At 62.2% G+C, this 5288-nt stretch carries 9 protein-coding genes; all 9 read left to right on the forward strand.

Features of this window, described 5'->3' with window-relative positions; genetic code table 11:
- Nucleotides 1-1424, forward strand: a 1424-nt coding sequence (gene nifB / locus EPO09_RS09690; RefSeq protein ID WP_290642559.1) for a nitrogenase cofactor biosynthesis protein NifB, incomplete at its 5' end; no start/stop codon positions are given.
- A gap of 28 nt (nt 1425-1452) precedes the next feature.
- Nucleotides 1453-1647 carry a 4Fe-4S binding protein gene (locus EPO09_RS09695; RefSeq protein WP_290642560.1) on the forward strand — a complete coding sequence of 65 codons (195 nt, stop codon included), beginning with the start codon at nt 1453-1455 and terminating at the stop codon, nt 1645-1647.
- An 18-nt stretch (nt 1648-1665) separates the two neighbouring features.
- Nucleotides 1666-2073 carry an iron-sulfur cluster assembly accessory protein gene (locus EPO09_RS09700; protein ID WP_290642562.1) on the forward strand — a complete coding sequence of 136 codons (408 nt, stop codon included), beginning with the start codon at nt 1666-1668 and terminating at the stop codon, nt 2071-2073.
- Between the two features lie 26 nt (nt 2074-2099).
- On the forward strand, nt 2100-2735 hold the full coding sequence (locus tag EPO09_RS09705; RefSeq protein WP_290642564.1) for a hypothetical protein: 636 nt from the start codon (nt 2100-2102) through the stop codon (nt 2733-2735).
- On the forward strand, nt 2732-3544 hold the full coding sequence (locus EPO09_RS09710; protein ID WP_290642566.1) for a 4Fe4S-binding leucine-rich repeat protein: 813 nt from the start codon (nt 2732-2734) through the stop codon (nt 3542-3544). Before EPO09_RS09705 ends, EPO09_RS09710 begins: the two co-directional genes overlap by 4 nt.
- A complete protein-coding gene (locus tag EPO09_RS09715; protein ID WP_290642568.1) occupies nt 3537-3875 on the forward strand; it encodes a nitrogen fixation protein NifZ in 339 nt (112 codons plus the stop codon). Before EPO09_RS09710 ends, EPO09_RS09715 begins: the two co-directional genes overlap by 8 nt.
- Nucleotides 3876-3891: 16 nt before the next feature.
- Nucleotides 3892-4212: a nitrogen fixation protein NifZ gene (locus EPO09_RS09720; RefSeq protein WP_367200063.1), complete on the forward strand. Its 321-nt coding sequence runs from the start codon at nt 3892-3894 to the stop codon at nt 4210-4212.
- On the forward strand, nt 4209-4559 hold the full coding sequence (locus tag EPO09_RS09725) for a DUF3024 domain-containing protein (protein WP_290642570.1): 351 nt from the start codon (nt 4209-4211) through the stop codon (nt 4557-4559). The genes EPO09_RS09720 and EPO09_RS09725 overlap by 4 nt, the downstream gene beginning before the upstream one ends.
- Nucleotides 4560-4576: 17 nt before the next feature.
- Nucleotides 4577-5288 (forward strand): aminotransferase class V-fold PLP-dependent enzyme (locus EPO09_RS09730; protein ID WP_290642572.1); only part of this gene is annotated, 712 nt, incomplete at its 3' end.

Here is a 5288-nt window from a genome sequence, read left to right on the forward strand (position 1 = left end):
CCGCCGAGATCTGGGAAAAGGTCAAGAACCATCCCTGCTATTCGGAAGAAGCCCATCATCACTATGCCCGCATGCATGTGGCCGTGGCCCCGGCCTGCAACATTCAGTGCAACTACTGCAATCGCAAGTATGACTGCTCCAACGAGTCACGCCCAGGTGTGGTTTCGCAGAAGCTCACACCCGATCAAGCCGTGAAGAAGGTGCTGGCCGTCGCCAGCGAGATCCCTCAGATGACCGTGCTGGGCATCGCCGGCCCTGGCGACTCTCTGGCCAATCCGAAGAAGACCTTCGACACGATGCGCATGCTGCACGAGCAGGCGCCCGACATCAAGCTGTGCCTGTCCACCAATGGTCTGGCCCTGCCTGATCAGGTCGACGAGATCTGCAAATACAACATCGACCACGTCACCATCACCATCAACATGGTTGACCCGGCCGTGGGCGAGAAGATCTACCCCTGGATCTTCTACAACCACAAGCGCATCACCGGCTACGAGGCCGCCAAGATCCTGCACGAGCGTCAGATGCTCGGCCTGGAGATGCTCACGGCACGTGGCGTGCTCACCAAGATCAACTCCGTGCTGATCCCGGGCATCAACGACGAGCACCTGATCGAGGTGAACCGCGAAGTCAAGAAGCGCGGCGCCTTCCTGCACAACATCATGCCGCTGATCTCGGAAGCCGAGCATGGCACCTACTTCGGCCTCAATGGCCAGCGTGGCCCGACCGCGCAAGAGCTCAAGGCCGTACAAGATGCCTGCGCTGGCGGCGCCAACCTGATGCGCCACTGCCGTCAATGCCGCGCCGATGCCGTCGGCCTGCTGGGCGAAGACCGCTCCGAAGAGTTCACGCTCGACAAGATCGAAGAGATGGACATTGTCTACAACCTTGACAAGCGCAAGGAGTATCAAGACAAGGTCGAGGTGGAGCGCCAGGCACAGCATGCGGCCAAGCAGGATGCCCTGGCTGAAGCCCAGGCTCAACTGACAGAGGTCGATCCATCGATGAAGGTGCTCGTCGCCGTGGCAACCGAGGGCCACGGGCGTGTGAACCTGCACTTCGGCCACGCCACAGAGTTCCAGATCTTTGAAGTCTCGGCCCAGGAGGCCCTGTTCGTTGGCCATCGCCGCGTGGACCTGTACTGCCAGGGCGGTTATGGCGAGGACGAGCAGTTGCCCTCCATTGTCAAGGCCATCAACGATTGCCACGCCGTGCTGGTTGCCAAGATCGGCGCCTGCCCGCGTGACGAACTCAAGGCCGCTGGCATCGAACCCGTTGACCAGTACGCCCACGAGTTCATCGAGAAGGCCGCACTGAACTGGTTTGCCGACTACACCGGCCGCATCGCTCGCGGCGACATCACGCATCAATCGCGTGGTGACGCCTCGATCCGCCAAGGTGCTTTCACCTCTGAAGCAGCTTGATCACCCACCGCCCCTGAAGGAGAACATCATGGCTCTGAAAATCATCGCCTCCACTTGCACCGGCTGCTCTGCCTGCGAACCCGAGTGTCCCAATGTCGCCATCAGCGAAAAGGGTGGCATCTTCAAGATCAACCCCTCACTGTGCACCGAATGCGAAGGGCAGTTTGACGCGCCCCAGTGCGTATCGGTTTGCCCGGTCGATGGTTGCATCGTCCAGGCTTGATCAGGAAGGACAACGATCATGCTGCCAAACTGGACCGTGACCCCCGCTGCCGAAAAATTCATCCGGCGCATGGTGAAGTTCTCGGGACTGCCGGCATCGGCAGGCTTTCGGCTCACCGTGACGCCTGGTGGATGCTCCGGCTTTAACTCGGAATTCACAGTGGAGGCTCAGCCCGCCGCCGGCGATGAAGTGGCCGACGTCAATGGCATTCGCGTTTTTCTGCCTGCAGAGAGCAGGCTGATCCTCAATGGCGTGATCGTCGACTTCGCCGATACCCCGACCAAATCCGGCCTGACCTTCTTCAACCCCTCTGCTGCGCCTTGTGCATGCAGCAGCAGTGGTGACAGTGCCAGCACCGCGCCCGCCATGACCAAGATCGAGATTGGATCGATCAAGGTCTCGTCGGCACCGCGGACGTCGGCCTGACGATCTCACCTTCAAGGCAGGCCCACATGAATGCACACGCTGACTTCGCACCAGGCAGTGTGAGCATGCCCGGCAACGCCATGCTCGATGGCTTGAGCTTTGACAGCACGGCATTGGGCATGGGCCTGCCTGCCGAGGTTGAATCGTTGATTGCGCAAGCTGGTCTGGTTCGCCAGGATCGTGTCCGAGCAGAAGCCTTGCTGCAAAAGGCCCGCACGCTGGCACCTATGCACCCCGCCACGCTGATTGCCTTGTACCGCTTTCACTTCTACGGGCATCGCCTGCGCGAGGCTCGCGAAGTATCACGCGAGGCCCTGAGCCTGGCACGCGCAGCGCTCGTGCCAGGCCACCCCGACCCGGTTGCCGCTGACTTGCCGCCCATCACTGACGAGCAGGCCCGATTCGATGCGGCCGTGCGCTTTTACCTCTTCTCCCTCAAAGGCTTTGCCTACCTGAACCTGAGATTGGGCGACATCGAAGTGGGCCGCGCGGCACTCCATGAGCTGCAACACCTGGATCCGCACGACCGTGTGGGCGGCGCCGTGCTGGCCGTGGTACTGGCACGCGCTGAATCCGGCGACGATGAAGACGAGCAACTCGACTACGATCGCCTCGCCATCTCGCAAGGCCGCATGCCGCATCGAGGCTGGGGGAACCCATGATGGCCGCCGCACCCGTTCCCACGCGACCACATGCGCGTGCCCCTGCGGGCGACATCGTGGCCATGGATTGGTTGGGGCAGCCCCTGTCGGACAGCATCTGCCAGCGCTGCGTACATGCCCAACTCAAAGCCAGTGGCGGTTGCGAGCTGGGCTACGCCTGCATGCAAGATGGCTATGCGCGGCGCATAGACCGCTTCTTCCGCTGGCACCCTGAGCTGGCCAGAGCGCACCTGCAGCATCCTTACTTCGAAGTACGCGCCATCGCTGCGCGCTACACCGAAGTCTTCCATCTGCCCGCCATGATCGAAGACCCAGATGAGACGGTTCGACTGCAACTGGCCCTGCGCCTGCCACAACGCGCCCTGCAGAAGCTGACCCAGGATCCGCATCGTGAGGTGCGCATCCGCGTCGCACAACGTCTGGAGTTCGACAAGCTCTCGGCCATGGTGAACGACCCGGACTATGGGGTCCGTCAATGGGTGGCACGCCGCCTGCCCGTGGCCTTGCTCGCCGTTCTCATGTCGGACCCGGAGCAAGTTGTCCGGCAGGAAGTGGCGCATCGCATCGAAATGCCGGCGCTGCTGCGCATGACGAGCGACGAGGCCCCCGAAGTGCGCCGCGTGGTCGCGCAACGCCTGCCCACGGGCCTGCTCGACAGACTCGCCTTTGACCAAGACCTCATCGTGCGCTGGGAAGTTGCCCAGCGCGCCGCAACTGAGCTTTTGCAACGCATGCAGCACGACGAGGACAGCGAAGTCCGCGCCGCCGTGCTACAGCGCCTGACTGAATCGGGAGAACGACATGGTTGACATCGCCCGCGACGACGATCTGGCCATCGAGGTCGCTGACCCGCCTCGCTTTCATTACGGCGAGCGCGTGGTCAGCCGCTCGACCATCCGCAACGACGGCACCTTCAACGGCCGAGACATCGGCGACGTGCTCGTCAAAAAGGGCGACATCGGCTACGTGGTGTCGATAGGTACCTTCCTGCAGCAGTTCTACATCTACGCCGTCGAATTCACCGACCACGGCTACCGCGTGGGCATGAGGGCCAAGGAACTCATGACGCTGGACAACATCCCCGACGACATCCTCGCGCAACTGGGCGAGAAGGCCGACGCACTTAAATCGCTGCGCTAAGCGCAAGGACACCACCATGATGATCGAACCACGTGAAGCGCAATACCAATGGGGCCAGAAGGTCGTCGCCTTGATCGATCTGCTCAATGACGGCACCTACCCTGATCGCCCGCAGGATGTGGTGCTCATCGAGACAGGTAGCGAGGGCGAAATCGTCCAGGTTGGCCATCACGAAGAAGTCAATCAACCCGTCTACATGGTGGACTTTGACGGCTTCGTGATCGGCTGCACCGAAGACGAAATCATGCTGAGCATGGAGCTGGCACAGATGGCCGCAGAGGCACGTGGCCAGCAACGCCTGATGCTCGACGGCGAACCCGCCGGCCAGACGCCATGACCCATCTGGCGATCACCCCTCGCGCTGGCGCGGCCATGGTCCATGACATGGACCGGGTTCGCATCGAGCGCGCCTTGCGTCAACGTGTGCGCTACCGCTATGTACAGCCACAGCTTGAACGGGCAGACGTTGGCGGATGGGTGATCAAGAGCCCTTGTTGCTCTCGCAACATCGACCCGACTGGCGGCGTGATCGACATCGCCTGGGTCGAGCCTGTGGAAGGCGCCTGGGCACTCTATTTCAAGGACCACGTCCACGAGAGCTGGGTGCTGCACGACGAATCTCGACATCTGCAGCCGCTGCTCGACGAGATCTGTGCCGACCCGATGCGCGTGTTCTGGCCATGAACGGCATGGGAAGGACCATGATGAACCCCGACTGGATCTACCTGGACAACAACGCCACCACAGAGCCTTCAAGCGGCGTGGTCGGTGCCATGGCCCTGGCCTTGCGGCAATCGTGGGCCAATGCGTCTTCGTCGCACGCCATGGGTCAGGAGGCCAGGCAGGCGCTGATGATGGGGCGCCAGCAGCTTGCCAGAATGCTGGGCTGCAAGCCAGCAGAAGTGGTGTTCACGAGCGGTGCCACCGAGGCCAATCACATCGCTTTGCGCGGCGCCATGGGCTTCAACGGTCGCCAGCGCATCGTCTTGGGCGCCGGTGAACACGCAGGCGTGCAAAAGCTGGCCCGCCACCTCAGGGATCGCCAGCAAATTGGCGTGGACTTCATCGGGCTGCATGCCGATGGCAGCCTGAACATGACCCTGGCCCAGGCACTGATCACACAGCATGTGTCTCTGGTCTCGGTGATGGCGGCCAACAACGAGACGGGCGTACTCATGCCCATCGGCGAACTGGCTCGCCTGGCTCATGAGCGAGGTGCCCTGCTGCATGTGGACGCGACGCAGTTGATCGGCAAGCTGCCGTTCGACTTTGCCAAATCCGGGGCTGATCTGGTCTCGCTCTCGGCTCACAAGTTCCACGGGCCCAAAGGCGTTGGCGCACTGATCGTGCGCCAGGGCCTGAACTGGCCGGCCCTGTTCATGGGCACGCAAGAGCGGGCGCGCAGGGGAGGCA

It is taken from the genome of Aquabacterium sp. (assembly GCF_004297345.1).
In the GTDB taxonomy this organism is placed as follows: domain Bacteria; phylum Pseudomonadota; class Gammaproteobacteria; order Burkholderiales; family Burkholderiaceae_C; genus Aquabacterium.